Origin of the sequence: Paenibacillus sp. 2TAF8 (assembly GCF_052114825.1) — a bacterium.
GTDB lineage: Bacteria > Bacillota > Bacilli > Paenibacillales > Paenibacillaceae > Paenibacillus.
The window spans coordinates 70,151-90,203 of sequence record NZ_JBFRFN010000024.1; the positions used below are offsets into that span (position 1 = coordinate 70,151).

A 20,053-nucleotide genomic window follows, 5' to 3' on the forward strand; every position below is an offset into this window, starting at 1 on the left:
GAAAAAACCTTCCATCCCATCGATGATTATGGGTGGAAGGTTTTTCTTTGTATTATGCATACTCCTCTTTCGTTGACAAACCACATCTAAGTTGATAGCATAATTTAATTGAACTTAAGGAGGTCATTGTCATTCAACCGAAACAAAGGTTAGAACAGGAACGTACCAGCTTGCGGCAGAAACGCCGGATCGAAATTATTAAAGCGGCTACTGCTGTGTTTGCACGGCAGGGTTTTGAGCAAACGACGATGCAGGAAATTGCGAATGAAGCGATACTGGGCGTTGCGACAATTTTCCGTTACTTCCCAAAAAAAGAGCATCTTATTGTGGAAGTTGCAGCTAACATCGTGCATTCAGAGATTGAGATACTTCAAGAAGTATTACATGACGAAGGTACGTGTTATGAGAAAATGGAGCGCATTTTTGACGCTTTGGTTTTCTATCATCAAGCTCATTATCAACAGAATTCCAAACTTATAGAAGCTTTTGAATGTTATGTTGCTTTGTCTAAAGCACCTTTGGAGAACTTACAAATTTATCAGGACGCATATGATCAGCTGATCCATCTGTTTACGGAGCTGGCCCATTTAGGCGAACGGGATGGATCAGTGCGCACTGACATGAATACAGTAGATACACTAATTACGATGATGAATGTATTCGGTAATTTCTCCAAAAAGATGTCCATGCTGCATGATACGGATGCATTTAATACCCGGGTAGACTTGAATCTACAATTTAACATTCTTAAAACGACTTTTCTTTCAGCACTCAAGGCTTAAATTTTTGATTCCGTCTGAACTTTGGTATTTGGTGTAACTCTGTTCTCCTTCATATTCTCTTTCATAATGGATTCGCCTTCAATGTCGATATTAGGTAGAAGTCGATCCAGCCATTTAGGCAGATACCAAGCGTGTTTGCCGAGTATTGTCATCACAGCGGGTACAAGTGTCATTCGTACGATAAAGGCATCTACCAGGATACCAAAAGCAAGGGCAAGCCCCATCGATTTGATGATCGTATCTTCGGCAAAAATAAAGCTGGCAAACACAGCAATCATGATAAGCCCTGCGGCTGTAACCACAGGCCCGCTGTGAGTTAATCCACTCCTTACTGAACGGTGGGCGTCACCCGTGTGGGTATAATCCTCACGCATTCTGCTCACCAGAAATACTTCGTAATCCATTGCCAGTCCGAACAAAATTCCTGTCACCAGAATAGGTAGGAAACTTAAAACCGGACCAGGTTCTGGAATACCGAACAAGCTGCCCAGATATCCATCCTGTATAACCCATACGATAAAACCAAGTGTTGAACCTAACGTGAATAAGAAGCCAGCAACTGCTTTAATAGGAACCAGGATTGAACGGAAGACAAGCATCAGCAGAACAAAGGCCAATCCAACGATAAGCAATGCAAACTTAGGCAGTGCCTCCTGTAATTTTTCGGATATATCAATGTTGACTGCCGTTCCACCGGTTACCATAATCTCTACGTTGTCTTTTTTCAGCACGTTCTCCGATTGATCCCGAATAGCTTGTACTAACTCAGTCGTGCGAACATCATGTGGTCCTGTCTCAGGCAAGACGGTAATGATTGCTGCTTGTCCTGAAGGGCTAGGAATAGCGGGCGTTACACTTGCAACACCGGGAATATCTTTGATGTAAGTTGTTGCCTCTGCAATCTTGGTCTGGCTATCCTTGCCGTCACTGGTTTTGGCTACAATTACAAGCGGACCATTAAAGCCTGCACCAAACCCCTCTGCTAATAAGTCGTAACCTCTTCGTTCCGTTGTTTCAGTTGATTTAAGCCCGCTGTCCGGCAAGCCTAGCTGCATGTGCAGGAACGGCAATGTACATATGGTAAGAATGATTATGGATAGAACCGAGATTAACCACGGTTTTCGGGTGATCAACCCTCCCCAGGCATTATCTTTATTCTTATTTTTCTTTTGCCCCGACCATTTGCGCAACCAGCGATTTTCCCGTGCCGGACTGATCCGATCTCCAGCAACAGCCAGAAGAGCGGGAACAAAGATGATGGCAATAAGCACAGCGACAAATACACTGATTGCTGCCGCCAAGCCCATCATAGTAATAAACGGAATTTGAACAACGGAGAGCCCCACAAGGGCAATAATAACGGTCAAGCCCGCAAAAACGACTGATCCTCCGGCAGTAGCATTGGCTTGCGCAATGGCCGTCTCACGGTCATAACCTTCGGCCAGCTGTTGACGGTAGCGGGATATAATGAACAGAGCGTAGTCAATACCTACGGCTAAAGCAAGCATGACAGCGAGAGTGATTGAAAATGAAGACATCGATACAAAGTTTGATCCAACAATTACGGTCATCAAGCCAATTCCCAAACCGATAACGGCTGTCAGAATAGGTAATCCGGCTGCAAGAAATGATGTGAAGGTAAAAGCCAGAATCATAAACGCAATCAGAATTCCGATTACTTCAGAGACGCCGCCTACTTCAATTTCAGAGAAAGCCACACTGCCTCCGAGTTCTGTCTGCACTCCATTCTTCGTTAATGTTTCAGCTATGTTTAATGCATGTTCTTTTGAATGTTCTCCTACTTCACTTGCGACCTGTTTATACGTAATATCAGCATATCCGATTTTTTTGTCTGGACTTAGTGTCATGGTTTCGTATGGATTGGAAACAGAGATGACTGAAAGATCCGTTTTAACATCTTTCAGCGCCTTTTTTATTTTAGATTGATTACCCTCTGATGTGAGCAATCCCTGATCAGCTTTGAAAATTAGACGAATCTGACCACCTCCATCCGACGCGGGAAATTCGGATTTCAATACCTCGGCAGCCTGGTCGGATTTTGTTCCGGGTATGGTCATCTCCCCTGTAAACGAAGTCCCCATGCCTAGGCCGAGAGCTGCCATTACAATGAGAAGTGTGAGTCCTGCCGTAATTACTGTTTTTCTTTTCCTCGAAGACCAGGCTCCGAGACGATATAACCATTTTGCCATAATAAACGTCATGCCCCTTTCAACTTGCTGCAATTAGGAAGTGTGTCATCACCACCCTATGTCTGTATTGTATTGAAAAATAGACGAAAAAAAATCGTACATTAGGGCATTACCTAAATGTACGATCGGGCAAGAACGGGCATGTACGTTAGTTAAATCAAGACTTACGCGAGTCATTTTTTTACTTAGAGATGCAGGAGTCCCTTTTCGACAGCGACAGCAACCGCTTCAGACCGTGAATCTACGCCAAGTTTGTTGTAAATATTCGTAAGATGAGCCTTCACCGTACGTTCGGCAATGCCCATATCAAAAGCAATTTCCTTACTACGCATCCCTCTTGCGATGGCTTGCAGAACAATCGTTTCTTTATCGCTAAGCAAGGTAGGCTCCGTTTTTTTGGCTAACGATCGGGCCTGATGAGCAAATACTCTGGCAGTAATCTCTGGCTGAAGCAAAGTCTCTCCACGGAGTGCAGAGTCCAATGTGCGGAACAGATTTTCACGGCTGGTATCTTTTAAAAGATATCCTTTGGCACCCAGGGATAAACCTTCGATCATAAGTTCGTCCTCGTTATATGTGGTAAGAATGATAACGGGAATAAGCAGGCCTTGCTCGTGCATCCGTTTCATTGTATCCAGTCCCCCAAGCCCTCCTGGCATGTTAAGGTCCATCAGGATGACATCCGGTTCTGAACTTTCCATCAGTTTTAATGCTTCAACACCTTCGTTGGCTTCTCCAACAATGCAGTAATTGTCGTCTGTTTCAAGAATAAGCTTCAGACCTTCTCGTACAACCCAATGGTCGTCCACAATCATGACTTTATGCTTCATGCGGCTATCCCTCTCCTCCTACCAATTATAATGGAACGCTTAAATGTACAGCTGTTCCTTCTTCATTACTGTCAATTTCAATACTCCCCCCAATGAGTCTGGCGCGTTCCTGTATACCAATCAAGCCGTAGTGGCCATGTGATTTTCCGATGTGATCCGTGTTAAATCCTTGGCCGTTATCAACAATGTTCAGGTTAAACTTATTATTGCTATGGCTGGTAGTTATCGTGACAAGGTTCGCTTGTGCGTGACGGGCGATATTCATAAGGGATTCGCTCAAAATATGCAAGATATGCTCCATCTGCACTTTGGACAACTGTGAAGGGAGCTCTCCCTGAAATTCAGTTGTAATACCAGTCGCCTGTCGGAATCGTTCCAGTTGTTCCTGAAACGCCTCGCTGAGCGTGATGGAAGGGTTTGATTTTGTGCGTAAATCATCAATTGCTCGTCGTGCATCCGCTAATGATCGTCTGGCCTGTACCATTGCATTACGTATAATCTCCTGTGCTTTAAGCTGGTTCCCCTTTTCTTGATGAATACTTGCAGCCTCCAATTGCATAATGATTCCGGCAAGCCCCTGAGCCAGTGTATCATGCAAGTCCCTAGCCATCCGCTGTCTCTCACCAGTGAGTGTAAGTTCCTCTACTTTTTGGTGAGCAAGCTCTAATTCCCGCAAGAAATTTTGGGTTCTGACACGTGCATTAACTTGTTTGTAAAACAATGACGCGTAAGATATAACTACAACCATCATGAGTAAAAGTAATAAAACAAGCAGTGCCGCCTCAGGGCCAGTTCGATTAAATAAAGTTAGAGAACAAAACATGACATAGAGCACAAATGCAACGAAAACCACTTTTGCTGTTTCGAAATAGATCGCAACGGTTTGCCCGATCAATACAGGTATAAGACCAATCAGAATTGCCGGCATGCCATCGGGCATAAGAATAGCACTACCGTATATTAAACTTGCTTGAATTATAATATATAATGGCTTGGAATAAGCAACCACTGAACCTGTTATCCAGTATAAGTAAGTATGGATGAGCATCACTATGACGAAAAAAACACTCGGAATAATAATGGGTGCTGACATGGTCTGTAATATAAGAGTTGCAGTGGTAACAAGGCATAGCCATATTAACACAGGGAGYCGCGAAGCGGATAAAGGGTCGATAGGTTCTTCTGCCTCTGAAGCGGTATTCGGTCTTCTTTTAAACCACATTAGATTCACCTCGGTATCCAGTATACCTCTTTTCACCAGAAATAATAGTACGTTAGTACATGCCCTTTCGGACATACGAAAGGAAGAAAGTTAAAAAACTCCTTATACATGTTTGCTTGTTAAATCACATCTCAACTGATGACAAAGACTATGTACAGGAAGCTCTTAAATTTTTGAGCCGTAGGTTTTTATCATATACCTTAACAGAGTTTTTGCATTTTAGAAACGATTAGATCCTTGTCCCACCACCAAAAACCCGTTAGTTTAAATGTATTGAAGGGCAAGATGCCTCTTAGATATACGTCTAATCGTCAATAGGAACATGTTCTTGTCCTCAGCAGCTAGTTTCAGTCCGATTTTATTACCTAGCCACGTGTGTTTCTCCCCTCTTAATTTGTCAGTTGCCCATAACAATTTGAACATTTTCATGTATTATGATGCTAAAAAAGGTTTTAAATCCTTGCGTGCATTGTTTAGATATACATCTAATCGGCAATCGGACTATGTTCTTGTCAATTCCGGCAATCGGTACAAGTTCTTGTCCTTAGCTTGGGACAAGAACTTGTACCGATAAAATAAAAAAGCCGCTAAATTAGCGACTTCAATGGGACCATGTTCTTGTCCCTCGACAAATGCAAAAAATACGACAGTTGCTGTATTTCTCCTCCTGGCGATCAAATTCCTTTAAGAGGAAATCTCGACAAAGTTGAATAGTTCTATAAGGTAACCAGACAAAAGCGACCACCTCCCCAGTACTGCAAGATGGTCGCTTCCTACTCTTATGTTAGATTTGGAAAGTTAGTTAATGATCTCCCAGCCATTTCCGGACCCTGAACGAATCATATCTCCAACCGGCGACACTTCAAAGTCAATAGGATGCTCCGATACGCTCTACAAAAAGCCCTACTCCCTTACTTTAACTACTTGCAATAGTCAATGTGCTAATGCTTTAGCGATTAATTGTTTTAGATCAGGTAAATTTCCAATTCTTTGTGAAACAGAGCTATTGGGTCCTTCTTGCTGGATAGTTCCAGTCTCTCGCAACCAAGACCTAGCCATTATTGGGGTTAATACATTTAAATTGTGAGCACGCAACACGCCTTGTACACAACCAAGTGCACCAACTACAATAGGAGAGGCACTTGAGGTGCCACTGAATGAATCTGTGTACCATTTGTTTTCATCAGTTCCTCCTTGTATATCCCCATATCCAGTAGTAGTAACTTCCCTCCCCCAGCCTTGAGCATCCATGACTGTACCATAATTTGAGAAAGAAAGGCGTGATCTCGCTGGACCATGGTCTCGTCCATGAGTGCCTGGCGGAGGGGCACCAGCTCCTACAATAATTGTACCTGAATCTCGATTTGACCTGTTAAATGGGTTTGTCCAGTTTGAAGGAAAGTTAGTAGGTCTTTGATCGTATAGTGAATCGTCTAGATTTTCTGAGCCATTCCCTCCGGCTTCAACCACAATAATACCTCGACTGGAAGCGTATTGGATAGCATCAAAGTCGTCCGGCCACCATTCAATGGGAATAAATCCAGCTTGATCAGGACGATTTTCGTATTGATATCTTGGTCCCGGACGATGTAATTCGATCAAGATAATATCCCCGGGCTGAAGAAAGTTAGCGGCTTGAACAATTGCACCTGAAGATGAGTTATTTCCAAAAATAGATATTGCTCTTACATTCGCTTCGGAACATATCCCAGTAACTCCATATGAATTTATATCTCCGCTAAACTCGCCAATAACTGCTGTTCCATGATTTCGCCATCCCAGATCAGATGATTCCTGTCCACTAATGACTCCACCCTGATTTTGATTTAAGTCTTCATGATTGAATCGCCATGCTCCTTCAATATCAATGATATTCACACCACTTCCTGTTCCACCAGGGATAGTCCATGCAAACCGTGCGTCGATTCCGTTAGGAGAAACATCCAAGTATCCTTGACGCAAAGATAAATCTGGAGACGATGCTGTAGTCTCTGGTGGTGCAGGAACTGAAGCAAGTTGAGCTAAGGGCTTTAGATAAGCAGCTTCAATTACCTCTTGATCATTTAACTTAGAGACCAGTACCTCGAGTCTATCCTCAGGTGCATCAACCAAATAGTAACCTGACAGAACAGTTTGATTTGTGTCTCGTGGAGCTTCGCTACTCTCCAAGAATTCAACATCCATTTTGGGGACTAATGGGTGAATACTAATATTTTCCTCTATTATAAGCTTTGTGAATGGTGTAAGCACGGGCGCACTGCTAAAATTCTCTGGATCAGTGGGTACAATGTTACTCGATTCTTTCAACTTAATAATAAGTTCACTTTTCATTACTAGCCACCATCCCTAAATGTTGTTAAACTTTGTGGATATATATTTCCTCAATCATTAATTTGTAGTTTTGACTGGGATCATTATTAATGACATTAAACTCAATTTTTATTACTCTATATTCAGCTGTATTTATCCATATTGTATCTGTGAATGGCCCTTCGATTATTGGACCAGTACTGCCAGCCATCCGTAACTTTTGAGCTTTGAGTAATTGCCAAGAATTATCAGGAAGCTTTTCAAATATCTCAAAATTCCATTCAGCAGAATCTTTGTACCAATTAACGCCTTTTAATTTGACCCCTTCTATTTTGGTGGGTGAAGGGAAAATTAGGGTTATTTCATCATGATTATACTGACAGTCCCAAAAGTTACTACTTACTTGATGGTCCATAACTTTGTATATCTCTGAACCACCACTACCTTCTAAGATTGTACCAACTGGCAAGAAATCAAGCATATGAATGTTCCTTTCTTAAACTTCGGTTAACTGTAACACCACTTACTCCGAAATTCCCCCAACTATCTATTCTGCATTCTCCATAAGCAATTCTGAAAAAACCTTGTTCTCCCCAACGCTCTCCAAACCAACTATTCTTACATATCCAATAACGTTCTACTTCATTGTAACCAACAATAGCTACACAATGTCCCCCTGAATATTCACCAGTTACATGCCTATACACGCCGTTACTATAGTTGTAAAAATCATCGTACACATCGAAGCAGCCTATGACAGGTCCATATGTTGAAATCCATTCTTTTATTGCGTTAGTTGACGTAATTCTTGAATAGGATGATAGTCGATACGTCAGAGGATTAGGTGCATTACTAAGTCCGGAACAGTCCTTACGAGACAATCCATCCGGGTAAGGGTACCATGTCTCTTCAACAATACCTCCTGACTCAAAAAAATTCAGTGCAGCATCTGGCCACCAACCTGTACTGCAATCGATATTAACTTCCCTACCCTTACAAAAATACAAATGAGCTTCGCTGATATCTGGGTTTGAAATGGAGCTATCGTTTTGACGCATAAGTGTAGATTCAATTGCTGATATCGTACCGAACGCCACACAGGATTTGCATGCATCTTGGTCCTTAGGAATTGTAGTATAGTTACGGCCATTGATATTGCGATGATCAAATTGACTGGGATAGTTAAAAGCATTTGTATTGTTAGAAGCTGTATTGTTATCATTTGGTTCATAACCTTCGGGTGGATTAGCTCCTAGATATTTTTTTCGATCTTGGTCAGACATTCTTGAGAAATTATTATCTTCGGCTGTCCAAGTAGCTCCTACATCTTTCAGAGTTTTCATTAAATCATCAACTCTAGACATCGTTATAACCCTCCAATTTTATTAAATTGATATTATAAGCTCACCTTGATACATGAATTTGAAATCCAACTATTCTTACTGTTGCTCCGTCAGTAGCCTCCGTATTATAAAAACGTACTTTAATAAAGTCACCACCGGCAACATCTTGCTCTAATCCGATAGGGAAACATTTCTTATCATCGTCCATTTCCCATCCAGCCCAAGCTATAAGTTTATAACCAGGTTCTGGATCAAGGGAACTGTTACTTTGTCCCCAGCTGCAATCGTATATGACTTTGAGACAATACGGTCTGGAACGTCCTGAGTAATAAAAAAAGGTATCTTTTAACTGAATCTCCTTTTTAGTTGAAATATGTTACTGGATATATGTTGTTGCAACTTTAATAAAGTTATTCGACCCATTTTTATGTACATATAACGAATGAATAAAGTGCAGAAGATATTCATTGGAACCAGCCTCCTCTTGCCTCGTGAGCCATACAATAAACACTTTTATCCAAGACCAAACGGCTAGTTTTATTAATTTACTAAGGGTATAAATTCGTAAGAATTTGTTCAATATACCTTATGACAACAGAACAAAGGGAAGTTGTAAAAATTGCCACAAGATATCTCAAAAGCAGCTTTAGATAATGTATATCTGACAACTGAAGTAATAAGATCTGTATCAGTTAAAAATATCTCAACAGATTATGTAGTGAAAATTGCCCTAATAACAGCAATTGTAGACGATGAAGCATCAGTAACAGAGGGACATAATCAATCAACAGGTTTAGTTGTAGTAGCAAAAGATCTTAAGCCTGGTGAAACCAAATTCACCGACTTGAGCATATTAAACTGTCGTGCAACACGGCTGAAGTTCTCTTTTATTTGGCGCTGGGTTGCTTCTGGATATGAAGAAGAAGCGCATTGGAAAGATATAACTAGGGAACAGGGAAGTTATATCAGCGAACATGAGTATGTTATACGAAATGCTTGTAAAACCTGTGATAACAACCATCCGGTAATGCCTGAAATGGATAGCGCTGATTAATCCTAAAAAACTATATAAGGAGTTAAAAACCTAATGAGCAATGAAAATGAACTATATTTAGCATATGTAGATGAACTTGGCGCCAGACAAATTTGGCCTGAGGGAAGACATGGATATATGAAATTAACCACTATTTCCATTCAAACTCCCCAGCCTCCTGAGGATAATTTACTTAAAATTGATCAATTGGTAGAAAGAGCTATAGTTATATCGGGTGTAACTAACGGAGATTATATTTGGTCGTCAAAAATAGAGGAGTTATCTAGTATAACGCTCTCCAATATACTAAAAAACTTTTTAAATTGAATTTTATTTCTATAAGACCTTCAGAAGGTAATTTTACTTTCTATAGAAGCAGAGTTTTTTTGAAGGTATTCTTCAACTCTTTCAGCATAATAATGGTGGCTCCTATAATCAGAGCTCCAAAATAATAAGATTATGACTTCTTTTCATCTAACATTGCTCGAGAACCAGCTCGTCACACAGCAAGTCACAGAGACTAGAAACGCGAACCAAACAAGGAAAAGGCGGCGAATAATAGAAGAATTGCTATCCCTTTTGCTTTTGCTCCTCAGCTCTTCACTCAAATAATAGCATTTTGTTCAGTTCTGGAATGCTGGAGTCAAATTAAGCAGCCCTTCATTTTCATGTATTAAGGTACTTAACGTGGTCTAAGTGCATATGCTCAAAGTTAGAAATCAACTTGTGAGTAAGACAATTAATCGCTCTTATAAAACTTTCAACTGCCGAACGGGTTTTATAATTCTTGACGTAAAAAGAGACAGCTCATTACCGCTGTCTCCGATGCTAAACCTAATCAAAATTTATTCATTTTCAAGATCGATCTCAGGATTGTTATTAGCAAAATAATAAATGTTGCTGATCAGCAATACTGTCCTAAACCGATAATTCAAATTAAGGATTTCTCACGGGTTATAATTATGACGTCTTTTCGGATTTCCATAATCATCAAGAGCTCTTAAAAGCACACCATTGCAATTAGCGCATACATCATGAACTACCATTCCTTTGCTATCCTTGTACTCTTTTTCATTATCAATCGTTATATCTTGTTCAGGGAATATCTTGAGAATCCTGTCTGGAATAACGTGTTCTCTTGTAAGTTTATCAAAATCCTCAAAACAAAACATGCATTGCATAAAGAAGCTCCCCTTTAAAATATAATTATTCAATTATCAGTTTCAATTGTTTCTCTGTCGATAATCCGTTTTGCTTCACGATCATAAAATTCTGAAATACTTTTTAGAGTGACTGCAAACCGTTGAAATCCTGCATTTTCAGTATCTTCGGCTTTAAGCATATACTCATCTGAAAGTTTGAGTTCAGGTTGTGCTGTCGGATCTATCCAATGTGCACCTCGCGAGTTGAGTACCCCAGATCTAAATCCCCTACGAATAGGATCTGCATCCTTATCATTCAATGCAGTAGCCACAGATTCATTTATCCATAGACCTCCTGCGTCGGGTGGAGAATGGACAAGAACGTGACCAACATTAATTAGTGCAACTTCCAAGTGTCCCGAGTCTGAACAAATCTCTTTGACTCGCTGAAGCCATTTTAAGAAGAATTCATCGTCGAAATCTCCATTTTCGCGACTGCCTGGAGGTATTCGCCAACCATGAAGCAATTTCCAAGCATTCGAAGCAGTTGATTGTGATTCTTCATTTGAATCGACTAATGATTCACTCTTATTAGAACGATATATCTTACGGATAAGCTCACAAAAGAACTCAGGATCTTCTGAAATATGATACTGGCCATAACCAAACATATAAATTTCTCTCTTGATCTCATGCACTCCAATAACTACTTTCAATGCATCTATATTCATAAAGGTAGCGGGATTCTTACACTTCCAAATAAGACGTTTCAGTTGTCAGACGGAGACCTATTTGTTATGCCCCCAGATACAATGCATTCAATAAAAATGTTGGATGGAAGTATTTGTATTTATATAATGATAAGAAGTAAATATATAGAATCAGTTTTTTTTGAATTATTTCACCATAATCCTCCCCTGATTAGTTTCTTTAATAAAGTACTTTTTGAAGAAACCAGGCAGGATTCGAACTATATCCTCTTTCATACTGGCAACAACGATGATATAAGGGAAACCATGCTTCGCCTATTCAGCGAATACATATGGGGGGATGAATTCCGTAATAATATTATGGAATGTTACTTGAAGTTATTGTTTAGTTTCTTGTTTCGTCACAATCAATCTGACATTGAAACTCCGACTTCACTTTCAAATATTGAACTGCATTTCAATGAAATAATGAATCACATAAGAAAAGATTTCAGATCAGCAACTCTAGCCTCAACTGCCGAATACATGCATCTTAGCAGGCAGTACATCTGCCGGATTATACAACAGGTGTCAGGTTCTAGCTTTTCAAAGCTGTTAATTGATGTGAAATTAAAAAAAAGCGACTCAGTATTTAATTGAATCCAATCTGAAACTTGAAGAAATTGCAGATTTCACTGGTTTTGCCGATCTGTGTCATTTTAGTCGCACGTTCAAGTCTCATTTTGGTCTTTCACCTTCGAAGTACCGAGCACAGCACAAGGTTGAACTGTGATACCAACTAGGTCTCTCATATCAAACCATGCTTATTAAGCCGACTGTCAAGGTCAAAAACCTATGATCTCATTTTTGCTTTTTCGGACTAATCAATGTCTTGAGCTTGTTATTGTGAGAAATCGCCACAGGTCATGATCAGATATATAACTCATGATTAAAAACGTTTAAACATTTTATACTAAATCAAAAAGGGTATCCACTCGCTTTCAATCGAAGCGAGTGGATACCCTTTTATGCGGATAATGATGTGTAATCTAGATTGTTATACAAAGAAGGTAATCCAAGAACCCCCTTCCTAACTCTACGATCCCGTTTTTTGTGCTTTGAAAATCATATTTAGCCCGAATGCTATCAAGACCATTCCGGTAGTTTTGTCTATAATACGTTGAACCTTTGGCGACATTAGCCATTTCCGTACATAACTTAATAAAAATACGATCGTTGAAAACCATAATATTGAAAGCAATGCATAAAAGGAACCCATAATTAGAAATTGTAGACTCGCATTTAGGTTAGGTGTCACAAATTGAGGTAGAAAAGTAAGGAAAAAGATAGCTACTTTCGGATTAAGAGCATTGGAAACCAACCCTTGCATAAATGCCGATCTTTTTAAATTATCCGGCTCATCTTGATTTAAATCACTCTTTGGCTTAATGAAGGAAGACAATCCCATATAAATCAAATAAGCAGCGCCAGCGTATTTGATTACTTCAAAGGCTACAGCTGATTTCATTAATATAATGGAAAGTCCTAGAGCTGCTGCCATTGTGTGCACTAGAGCTCCGCTAGTTAGACCTAATGCAATTTTGAAACCATCTTTCTTGCCATCTGTCAAAGTTCGCTTTGTTATTAATGCAAAGTCGACACCTGGTGACATCACAATGAAGATTAGCAAGATCGAAAAAGCTAGTATGTCATTCATGCTGTGCCTCCTAAATATATTTTGGATAAACTATGATAACGCGTTACAATCCAAATATCAATATTTAGATTCACCCTTATGCAACTGATTTCAGCCTGTAGCTTCTTTTGTTACGAGGTGTGAGCTTATCCTATTGTTATGGCTATTGTTAAATTAAATGGATCGAAATTATGAATCAGCGTTTCAATTCCTCTAGATAGAAAGTATGGCTAGTTCTCCATCAGCGATCTTCTCAAATAATCCATTCGAAATGTGCATCTGTGCATTTCAAATGGAGGGTCATAGTAATTCAACTAGTCTCTTTGGCCATAAACCAGCCTTTAGGGCTTCAGACATTAAAAGAAAGACCCACCACCCTCACTTAGTCAATCATCTAATCGGTAATCGGATTATGTTCTTGTCCCTCGACAGTAATAGGGATCCCTAAGAAATCAAGTCCTTTAACGCCACTAATGCTGCCGGTAACAAACACACCGCCTAGAAGCGCCACCCTTTTGTTTTTAGAATTTAATTCCCGTCATTTCCTCTGAACGTTGCCATAATTCTCTGGCAATGGTTTCATCATAGGATAGCTTGTTCGATGAATGTGCAACCGGATACCCTCTCATATTCATCAATTTGGATGGTCCAAAAAAATCTCCGGCTTTAGCCTCTTCATCAAAAGCAGCTCTAAGGGTAGGTAAAACCCCCATATGCACACGCTGTGCAAAAAACCTATTCATTCCGCTCATAAAAGCTGAGTTTCTCTGTAAGTCTGTAGCTGTCCAACCCGGATGTGCAGCCGTAATTCTAGGATGATCCCCTTCTCTTTTGAGCCTTCTTGCAAGTTCATACGTGAAGTAAAGATTTGCTATTTTACTATCACCGTAAGCTTTCTGTGTATCATATTTTCTCGCTTCCCAGTTCAAATCTTCAAAATCGAGTTTTCCCATCGTATGGCCTAAACTGGATAGCACGACAATTCTTGATCCTTCTGTCTTTTTTAAGAGCGGCATAAGTAAGCCAGTTAACGCAAAGTGACCTAAATGATTGTAGATCTGATCGATTGCAGCTCCGGTGGAGTTGTCAGCATTCCCATTGATGTGTATCCAGTCCAGCTTCTTCTCGTAGCTCACGAGGGTCTCGCCTTCTATCCCGCCTGCTCCTTTATTTGCCTTAACCTGTAGCCATGCTTCATGAACTTTTCGTTCAAACAAGATCTGTCCGTAAATGCTGTGCCATTTTAGCTTCAATGCTTGATTCAAGTCTAGCTCTCACCTTTCATCGTGCCATTCCGTTAGTTCTTACCGCAGTATCGTGACGGTTGTTCGGCACCACATTCAAGGGGTTCAGCCAAGATTTTACCGAAAATATACGATAAGAACGTTAAGATGCATAGAAAGCGGATTTTTCTACTCTAAGCAAATGACCGCTAAGCATCATTAGCGGTCATCACGAGGTTGAAAGCCGGGTTGTTACGTCCGCTAAGGTAGTCGAGAATGGTTCGAGAACGTGTCCGCTAATGCTAAGCGTATAAAATAACAAAATGTTATCCCTTCCCTAATAAGGAGAAACAGGCGAGATAATGGTAGCATAGCAGGGAGTACGACTGAGAGCGGTGATTTTGAGTTGTGTGGAGAGGAGTAAGGTAGTATGAAACGAACATAAAAGCAGGTCCGAAAACTGCCGGACCTGCTTTCTAAGGGGGGAATCCCCGTTATCAAATTAGTTATAAACGTTTCCAGCGCCTGTTACGAGGTACGAATTATCATTGTTGGATATTCTCATAAGAAGTTTTGTATCAGTAGGAATGCCGTACCATTGCTTTTCGTACCATGTTCCGGACTTCCTGTATGCACCTGTAAACTTAACTGTTGCATCTGGTGATAAAGCGCTAGAGCTGAAAGTGGTTTTCTTTCTAAGTTGATAGTCAATATCAATCCAATTGCCGTGACCGCCATCAGGTTCTTGATACCCTTTTATTGTTGGAGCGGAGTTAGTATTAGTCCATACATCGGTATAAATACTATTAACATATGAGAAAGAGAATGAATAATAATCAACACTTCCCGATAAAGCTTGAATCTGAGCTGAATTATTTTTGGATGCAGCATTGGTGAAGTAATCTTTATAAAAATCAGCAGATTTAAAGGTTAAACTTGCAAGGTCTGTTGAACGTGCACTCAAATTTTGTGTTTCTTCAAGATCCTGCCCAACTATGACTTTCCATTTCCCATTTAGGTTTAGTACAGGTACTTCCATTTGAGTTTCTTCCATACCTTCGGTCTCGGCTAGCACGGTTGCTTTATAAAGGTCAGTTTCTACCTTTTCAAGGGCAATTGTTTCAAACTTATAAACTTCCTCGTCCAGACTCGTCAAATTTCTTTTGAATTGTTCTTCGTTGGGCCAACTAAGATCAAATGAATATTGAACCATACTGTCCACATCATTTTTCTTTGCAGCTGCCTCATACCTCTCTAGTACTGAACGTACAGAAGCTTCTTCTTTTCCTGCCGCATTAACTGTTAGAGAGCTGCCTAATGTGACCATACATAGTGCAGCAGTAAGTACTCCTAATATTCTCTTTCTAAATTTCATAAAAATCCCTCCACTTTTAATTTTTGGATTTCAATGAATCATATAATAGCATATCATACCGATTTATGATACTTTTTTTGAAAAAAAAGTAAAAAAGCCTAAAGTTATGGGTCCAATAATGACCTATCCCTTTAGACTTCAATTGAGATTAAACGCTCAAAACCGGCGATTAGTAGGTAAATCAAGAAAAAATTTTTTTGTAGAACTCCGCAGGTTTAATAGTTGGACTTGTGGGACTATCTCCTAATTTTTCATAATCATCAATATCTTGACCTACGATGATTTTCCACTGTCCATTTAGATTTAGTACAGGCAATTCCATTTGTGTTTCTTCCAATGATTCTGTTTGAACGAGTACAGTTGCTTTATAAAGATCTGTTTCTATCTTCTCAAGAGCTACCGTGTCAAATTTTAAAACATCTTCATTCAATTTCTTTAAATTTTCTTCGAATTGTTTTTGATTTGGCCAACTAAGATCCAGTGAAAATTTGATCATGTTATTCACGTCATGATTCTTTGCTGCCCTCTCATATTTTTTTAGTATTGAACGTATGGAGGTTTGCTCATTTTCCGTAGGATGAGAGTTGGCATAGATAACTGTCCCCCCGACACCAATTACAAGCAGAAGAAAAATTAAAACAGTCATTAAATACGGCTTACGCAAAATATCACCCCTTAAGAATATAGTGTATCTAAATGACGGAAAAATAGACTGAAAAGTTCTGCTTTTTTTACCCATGACTTGCTTGGGACAAGAACTTGTACCGATTAAATCATGACCACCCGTTGGACGGGTGGTCATGATTGCCATCTAAGACCATTCCTTTCTTTTGAGCCTGAACATCTCAATTTTATCGGAATGGTCTTGGGGGTCAAACCTCAGGTCCCTCCACCCGCATAGCGGGTGGTTTTTTGTTTCGCGCGTTTCACGCACTCAACTGGCTAAAGCCATAATAAAAAAGCCGCTAAAATAGCGACTCTCAATGGGAACATGTTCTTGTCCTTCGACAATTGTCTGAGGACAAGAACATGTGATCAGATTAGTGAGTGTTATTGACCATTTTTATTTGTATTAAACAATGGATATTTTGAAAAACAATAAAAAGTATTATTTTTATGCTTAAAGAACCTTCCCTTAAAATAAGAGGAGGTTCCAGGAATTTAGAGTGGGTATTTGAACAAAGTGGTGTTAAACAAGAAGACCTTAAAGCGGCTCTCTCATGATGACCTTAGCGAGTACGATGATCTAACAGAAGATATCACACATTATGCATTGCTCTTTAAATTAATCTTCGTTATGTTCCAATACTCTGTAAGCATTTGATTAAGTGCTTTCCCCGTATTCAGATGTTTTACTACTTGATTTTTGAGATACTGAGAACTTAACTCAAGCGCTGAATAATCTTCGCTTAGAGAGTAAAGCTTATTTTTAAAGTCACTTTCATTCCGCTGTACATGAACAATAAAGTGATCCCTTTCGTGCTCATTTTTAAATCGTTATTCTCAATGTAAAAAAATTCGCTCAGTTTATGAGTCGTACTACCTTCAATGAAATATCTAAAATCATAATCCTCTAAAAACTGAACCCTACTCTTTTCAGGAATAACCGTTGGGTATAGACCACTATCAAGAACAACGATCTGTCCCCTAAATTGTTGAATACCTTGATATTGAATATCAAACTCTCGATACAAGGTTTCGGGGTCGTTCATCGCATAGGCGTAAAAATCAGGGTATTGCTCAAGTCCAGCATTCTCGTTCTCATAAAGTACAATTTTAAATTCAGGCTTATAGATGTTGGAGTAAATATAACCCTCTGAACATTCATCTAATACCCATTCTTCTTTGTGTTCAAGCCGCTTAATAATTTGTTCTAAAGGAGAGTTCATCAACATAAACCTTTTCTTCCAAAGATACTCAATATAGTTTATGTCTGCGACTTTATCTATATCAGTATTTGTATCCCCTATCCTTGTATAAATGTGACCCGAACGAACCTTTCTTCCGTAGCTTGTAAAATCCTCAATCAGGAAGTAAGGGGTAGTTGTGCTATTTTTTTATAATAATAACACCTACTTCTTCTTGCATAATCATTAAAGATTGCATTGTAATACTAGGACGAATTCCAGCGGAAAATTTTTTGTGTTTTAAGAAATCTATCATTTGTTGCTGATTTCTTCGATTTTCATCATTTTTGACTCCAACAATTTCGAACGTTTGGTCTCTAATTCCAAAGATAATATAAGAATCTCGATCAACTACGTTATTAGCCATACAAATTATATCGTGTAATAGAATACTCATATCAATTAGCTCTTATATCATGTGGCGAAAGCGAAGCCCACGGGTAAGCTCGGAGCACCGTCAAAACCCAAAAGCCCCAAAGTAACCATAGGTGTGTTGATGATCATGCTGGTTTGCATCGTCTTCATGCCGCTAGTAGGCTTGTCCATTTTAATTGTTCTTGTTCTTGATCTATTCATTCTCCGCAGAATCAAGTCGCTCAGGCACTGGTTCTCGATTTAATAGCTAAAGGAGTTATATATGAACATAAAAATGCATCGAATGTACACATGGGCATGGCCTATACTGCTTATTGTTTATGGACAAATTGCTGCGTATATGCATGCCTCTCTGATGAAAATAAGTCTTCTTTGGCAAAGTGATCTCTGATTTTCCCGTGTTGCAAGATTATAATCTGATCGGATATCCTAAAGGACAGATAAACCTAACAAATTTCACGTTACCTTCCCCAGTTACATTCAGAACAATACGCAGACTTAAGAAATGAACAAACACATATAACCTGACATCTCAAACCCGTGATAATCCGCAATGACACAATGTTAAATTTCAATCCGATCATACTCCGGAACGGATGCTACGAAGTAATAATAACTATCCGAATGTCGGTAAATAAAAGGATCAGCTCTCTGTTCAATTAATGGTTGTATGTCGTGTGATGCTCGTTGTAGGATTTCCATCTTATCACCTGTTTCATCATAATATATATTACCCTTTAACAGCACCTGCAGTCATACCGTCTATGAAATATTTCTGAAAAGCAATGAATAGTATGAAAATTGGAATGATGGAGAAGAAGGAGCCCACGATCAATAGGTCATAGTTATTGCCATAAGGAGTTAATAACGTCTTCAAACCGATTGGAAGTGTATATTTACTCTGATCCCCCAATACCATAAATGGCCACAATAGATTATTCCAGCTATTCATACCAATCAAAATGGCCATTGCTGCAAACGATGGCTTCATAATCGGCATAATTAGTCTGAAATAAATCGCATACTCGTTTGCTCCATCAACCCGCCCAGATTGAATAATCTCTTTAGGTATGCTTCGTAGATATTGCCTGAAGAAAAATATGGTTGCGGCATTCGCTATACCGGGAAGAATGATTGCCGAATAGCTATTCACCATTCCCAAATCATTAATTAGACTGTACAAAGGAACCAGCAGTATTTCGAAAGGCACCATCATAATGAGCAAAACACATATAAAGAGGAAGTTCTTACCTTTAAAATGATAAGCTGCAAAGCCATATGCAACAAATGCGCTTACAAAAAGTGTTAAAACCACTTGAACGATTGTTAAAATCATACTATTCCAAAACCATACAAAATAATCATGTTCTCCAGTAAACAGATAGATGAAATTATCAAAACTCATAATACTAAAATCCAAACTTAGGTTAAGACCATATCTAATTAATGATTCACCTGGTTTAAAGGAAGATAGGGCCACTGCGTAGAATGGGATCATAATTATAACGAATAGTATAATGAATAAACCAATCATTACTATTCTAGAGATGAAATCACTCCTCGTCTGACTTCTGCCCACTTTAATCCTCCTCCTTTTTGAACATTCCACTAAATTTCAACTGCGTTAAATTGATAACCATAGCAATGACCAACAGAATGATACCAACTGCAGCTGCGTAACCCAGCTTATTCTGCTCAATCCCTTGTCTATACAGGTATCCAACAATGGTTAAGCCAATATTTTGGGGTGATTTGTTACCGTTGAACATCATCAGACTCTCGGTAAACATGGCTAAACCTGCATAAACACTAATTGTGGTAACATATACCGTGGTCGGCTTTAATAATGGCATTGTGATCATTCTAAACTTCTGCCAAGCAGATGCCCCGTCAATGGAAGCAGCCTCATAATATTC

General features: G+C 39.4%; 21 protein-coding genes and 1 pseudogene. 5 read left to right on the top strand and 17 right to left on the bottom strand.

Annotation, left to right across the window (positions count from 1 at the left end; all coding sequences use genetic code 11):
• Nucleotides 1–170 precede the first annotated feature (170 nt).
• Complete coding sequence (locus AB4Z30_RS25275; protein WP_441930192.1) at nt 171–782, top strand: TetR/AcrR family transcriptional regulator; 612 nt, start codon at nt 171–173, stop codon at nt 780–782.
• Here AB4Z30_RS25275 and AB4Z30_RS25280 read toward each other — a convergent pair.
• From AB4Z30_RS25280 to AB4Z30_RS25305, 6 genes are all read right to left on the bottom strand, one after another.
• Nucleotides 779–2,992 carry an MMPL family transporter gene (locus AB4Z30_RS25280; protein WP_441930193.1) on the bottom strand — a complete coding sequence of 738 codons (2,214 nt, stop codon included), beginning with the start codon at nt 2,990–2,992 and terminating at the stop codon, nt 779–781. The genes AB4Z30_RS25275 and AB4Z30_RS25280 overlap by 4 nt on opposite strands.
• 185 nt (nt 2,993–3,177) lie before the next feature.
• The gene (locus tag AB4Z30_RS25285) at nt 3,178–3,822 is read right to left on the bottom strand and encodes a response regulator (protein WP_441930194.1); all 645 of its coding nucleotides are present in this window, start codon (nt 3,820–3,822) and stop codon (nt 3,178–3,180) included.
• A gap of 25 nt (nt 3,823–3,847) precedes the next feature.
• The gene (locus tag AB4Z30_RS25290; RefSeq protein WP_441930195.1) at nt 3,848–4,762 is read right to left on the bottom strand and encodes a sensor histidine kinase; all 915 of its coding nucleotides are present in this window, start codon (nt 4,760–4,762) and stop codon (nt 3,848–3,850) included.
• Nucleotides 4,763–5,977: 1,215 nt separating this feature from the next.
• Nucleotides 5,978–7,375 carry a S8 family peptidase gene (locus AB4Z30_RS25295; RefSeq protein ID WP_441930196.1) on the bottom strand — a complete coding sequence of 466 codons (1,398 nt, stop codon included), beginning with the start codon at nt 7,373–7,375 and terminating at the stop codon, nt 5,978–5,980.
• Between the two features lie 25 nt (nt 7,376–7,400).
• Complete coding sequence (locus AB4Z30_RS25300) at nt 7,401–7,835, bottom strand: hypothetical protein (protein ID WP_441930197.1); 435 nt, start codon at nt 7,833–7,835, stop codon at nt 7,401–7,403.
• Nucleotides 7,828–8,718: a C1 family peptidase gene (locus tag AB4Z30_RS25305; protein WP_441930198.1), complete on the bottom strand. Its 891-nt coding sequence runs from the start codon at nt 8,716–8,718 to the stop codon at nt 7,828–7,830. Before AB4Z30_RS25305 ends, AB4Z30_RS25300 begins: the two co-directional genes overlap by 8 nt.
• A gap of 598 nt (nt 8,719–9,316) precedes the next feature.
• Here AB4Z30_RS25305 and AB4Z30_RS25310 point away from each other — a divergent pair.
• Together AB4Z30_RS25310 and AB4Z30_RS25315 are read left to right on the top strand one after the other, a co-directional pair.
• Entirely contained in the window at nt 9,317–9,751 is a 435-nt protein-coding gene (locus AB4Z30_RS25310) for a hypothetical protein (protein WP_441930199.1), read from the top strand.
• A 33-nt stretch (nt 9,752–9,784) separates the two neighbouring features.
• Nucleotides 9,785–10,057 carry a hypothetical protein gene (locus tag AB4Z30_RS25315; RefSeq protein ID WP_441930200.1) on the top strand — a complete coding sequence of 91 codons (273 nt, stop codon included), beginning with the start codon at nt 9,785–9,787 and terminating at the stop codon, nt 10,055–10,057.
• 620 nt (nt 10,058–10,677) lie between these two features.
• On the opposite strand, the gene AB4Z30_RS25320 is transcribed toward AB4Z30_RS25315, so the two are convergent.
• Nucleotides 10,678–10,911, bottom strand: coding sequence for a hypothetical protein (locus AB4Z30_RS25320; RefSeq protein ID WP_441930201.1), 234 nt, complete (start codon nt 10,909–10,911; stop codon nt 10,678–10,680).
• Between the two features lie 29 nt (nt 10,912–10,940).
• Entirely contained in the window at nt 10,941–11,603 is a 663-nt protein-coding gene (locus AB4Z30_RS25325; protein ID WP_441930214.1) for a hypothetical protein, read from the bottom strand.
• Between AB4Z30_RS25325 and AB4Z30_RS25330 the strand changes: the two genes are divergently transcribed.
• Both AB4Z30_RS25330 and AB4Z30_RS25335 read left to right on the top strand, forming a co-directional pair.
• Nucleotides 11,565–12,221, top strand: coding sequence for a cupin domain-containing protein (locus tag AB4Z30_RS25330; RefSeq protein ID WP_441930211.1), 657 nt, complete (start codon nt 11,565–11,567; stop codon nt 12,219–12,221). The two genes, AB4Z30_RS25325 and AB4Z30_RS25330, sit on opposite strands and share 39 nt — an antisense overlap.
• A gap of 22 nt (nt 12,222–12,243) precedes the next feature.
• The gene (locus tag AB4Z30_RS25335; RefSeq protein ID WP_441930212.1) at nt 12,244–12,354 is read left to right on the top strand and encodes a helix-turn-helix domain-containing protein; all 111 of its coding nucleotides are present in this window, start codon (nt 12,244–12,246) and stop codon (nt 12,352–12,354) included.
• 303 nt (nt 12,355–12,657) lie between these two features.
• On the opposite strand, the gene AB4Z30_RS25340 is transcribed toward AB4Z30_RS25335, so the two are convergent.
• The 9 genes and pseudogenes from AB4Z30_RS25340 to AB4Z30_RS25380 all read right to left on the bottom strand — a co-directional run.
• On the bottom strand, nt 12,658–13,278 hold the full coding sequence (locus AB4Z30_RS25340; RefSeq protein ID WP_441930202.1) for a LysE family translocator: 621 nt from the start codon (nt 13,276–13,278) through the stop codon (nt 12,658–12,660).
• Between the two features lie 500 nt (nt 13,279–13,778).
• A complete protein-coding gene (locus AB4Z30_RS25345) occupies nt 13,779–14,522 on the bottom strand; it encodes a hypothetical protein (RefSeq protein WP_441930203.1) in 744 nt (247 codons plus the stop codon).
• A gap of 460 nt (nt 14,523–14,982) precedes the next feature.
• A complete protein-coding gene (locus AB4Z30_RS25350) occupies nt 14,983–15,855 on the bottom strand; it encodes a hypothetical protein (protein WP_441930204.1) in 873 nt (290 codons plus the stop codon).
• Between the two features lie 181 nt (nt 15,856–16,036).
• Entirely contained in the window at nt 16,037–16,666 is a 630-nt protein-coding gene (locus AB4Z30_RS25355) for a hypothetical protein (protein ID WP_441930205.1), read from the bottom strand.
• Nucleotides 16,667–17,264: 598 nt separating this feature from the next.
• On the bottom strand, nt 17,265–17,750 hold the full coding sequence (locus AB4Z30_RS25360) for a hypothetical protein (RefSeq protein WP_441930206.1): 486 nt from the start codon (nt 17,748–17,750) through the stop codon (nt 17,265–17,267).
• Between the two features lie 154 nt (nt 17,751–17,904).
• Nucleotides 17,905–18,159 carry an RNA-binding domain-containing protein gene (locus AB4Z30_RS25365; RefSeq protein ID WP_441930207.1) on the bottom strand — a complete coding sequence of 85 codons (255 nt, stop codon included), beginning with the start codon at nt 18,157–18,159 and terminating at the stop codon, nt 17,905–17,907.
• 545 nt (nt 18,160–18,704) lie between these two features.
• Nucleotides 18,705–18,839 (bottom strand): annotated as a pseudogene (locus AB4Z30_RS25370) (alpha-N-arabinofuranosidase); the annotation flags it as partial.
• 28 nt (nt 18,840–18,867) lie between these two features.
• On the bottom strand, nt 18,868–19,671 hold the full coding sequence (locus AB4Z30_RS25375) for a carbohydrate ABC transporter permease (RefSeq protein WP_441930213.1): 804 nt from the start codon (nt 19,669–19,671) through the stop codon (nt 18,868–18,870).
• 46 nt (nt 19,672–19,717) lie between these two features.
• Nucleotides 19,718–20,053, bottom strand: a 336-nt coding sequence (locus AB4Z30_RS25380; protein WP_441930208.1) for a carbohydrate ABC transporter permease, incomplete at its 5' end; no start/stop codon positions are given.

Excerpts from the sequence above, each read along its gene's own strand:
- AB4Z30_RS25280 (WP_441930193.1), bottom strand. The coding sequence starts at position 2,992 with ATGGCAAAATGGTTATATCGTCTCGGAGCCTGGTCTTCGAGGAAAAGA.
- AB4Z30_RS25285 (WP_441930194.1), bottom strand. The coding sequence starts at position 3,822 with ATGAAGCATAAAGTCATGATTGTGGACGACCATTGGGTTGTACGAGAA.
- AB4Z30_RS25290 (WP_441930195.1), bottom strand. The coding sequence starts at position 4,762 with ATGCCCGATGGCATGCCGGCAATTCTGATTGGTCTTATACCTGTATTG.
- AB4Z30_RS25295 (WP_441930196.1), bottom strand. The coding sequence starts at position 7,375 with ATGAAAAGTGAACTTATTATTAAGTTGAAAGAATCGAGTAACATTGTA.
- AB4Z30_RS25300 (WP_441930197.1), bottom strand. The coding sequence starts at position 7,835 with ATGCTTGATTTCTTGCCAGTTGGTACAATCTTAGAAGGTAGTGGTGGT.
- AB4Z30_RS25305 (WP_441930198.1), bottom strand. The coding sequence starts at position 8,718 with ATGTCTAGAGTTGATGATTTAATGAAAACTCTGAAAGATGTAGGAGCT.
- AB4Z30_RS25315 (WP_441930200.1), top strand. The coding sequence starts at position 9,785 with ATGAGCAATGAAAATGAACTATATTTAGCATATGTAGATGAACTTGGC.
- AB4Z30_RS25320 (WP_441930201.1), bottom strand. The coding sequence starts at position 10,911 with ATGCAATGCATGTTTTGTTTTGAGGATTTTGATAAACTTACAAGAGAA.
- AB4Z30_RS25330 (WP_441930211.1), top strand. The coding sequence starts at position 11,565 with ATGCACTCCAATAACTACTTTCAATGCATCTATATTCATAAAGGTAGC.
- AB4Z30_RS25325 (WP_441930214.1), bottom strand. The coding sequence starts at position 11,603 with ATGAATATAGATGCATTGAAAGTAGTTATTGGAGTGCATGAGATCAAG.
- AB4Z30_RS25340 (WP_441930202.1), bottom strand. The coding sequence starts at position 13,278 with ATGAATGACATACTAGCTTTTTCGATCTTGCTAATCTTCATTGTGATG.
- AB4Z30_RS25350 (WP_441930204.1), bottom strand. The coding sequence starts at position 15,855 with ATGAAATTTAGAAAGAGAATATTAGGAGTACTTACTGCTGCACTATGT.
- AB4Z30_RS25355 (WP_441930205.1), bottom strand. The coding sequence starts at position 16,666 with ATGGCAATCATGACCACCCGTCCAACGGGTGGTCATGATTTAATCGGT.
- AB4Z30_RS25360 (WP_441930206.1), bottom strand. The coding sequence starts at position 17,750 with ATGTTGATGAACTCTCCTTTAGAACAAATTATTAAGCGGCTTGAACAC.
- AB4Z30_RS25365 (WP_441930207.1), bottom strand. The coding sequence starts at position 18,159 with ATGAGTATTCTATTACACGATATAATTTGTATGGCTAATAACGTAGTT.
- AB4Z30_RS25375 (WP_441930213.1), bottom strand. The coding sequence starts at position 19,671 with ATGATTGGTTTATTCATTATACTATTCGTTATAATTATGATCCCATTC.